Annotated in this window: 1 rRNA gene; it reads left to right on the forward strand. The window is 38.5% G+C overall.

The annotated features are described in order from the left end of the window. A 16S ribosomal RNA gene (locus QMA12_RS22155) occupies positions 1-67 on the forward strand; the annotation flags it as partial. Between the last annotated feature and the right edge of the window lie 484 nt (positions 68-551).

Below are 551 nucleotides of genomic sequence, written 5' to 3' on the forward strand. Positions count from 1 at the left end.
ATTCATGACTGGGGTGAAGTCGTAACAAGGTAGCCCTAGGGGAACCTGGGGCTGGATCACCTCCTTATACGATTTAGAACTTATTTGTTCGTAGTGTCCACACAGATGATTGTTAGTTAGTAAGCCGCAAGGTTTATTAATTAATATGCTCTTTAAAAATTTGGAAAAGCTGATAATAAAATTCGTATGAATAACAGTGTTATTTATACAGAGTTTTCAAAAGTAAAAAAGAATGATAGCAGTATCATTCAGTGCCATTTAATGAACGTTTATGTTTGTTGATTGGTATCTACTTTAGTATTCAATATTAACTTCTGGCGAAGTTAAACTGTCACTAACGTATGACTGAATCTAACGATTTAGTATTGCGACGTGGATTTGATGCTTAGGCAACGCCGCTGATATTTTTGTCGCTGGGCGCATGACGTGTTATGTAACCAAGCAAAAATAGAAAGCAAGGCAGCATAAGTAACAAAGACCAAGCAAGACCCGTTTGGGTTGTATGGTTAAGTGACTAAGCGTACACGGTGGATGCCTTGGCAGTTGGAGGC

This window comes from Pseudoalteromonas sp. APC 3893 (genome assembly GCF_030408095.1).
GTDB lineage: Bacteria > Pseudomonadota > Gammaproteobacteria > Enterobacterales > Alteromonadaceae > Pseudoalteromonas.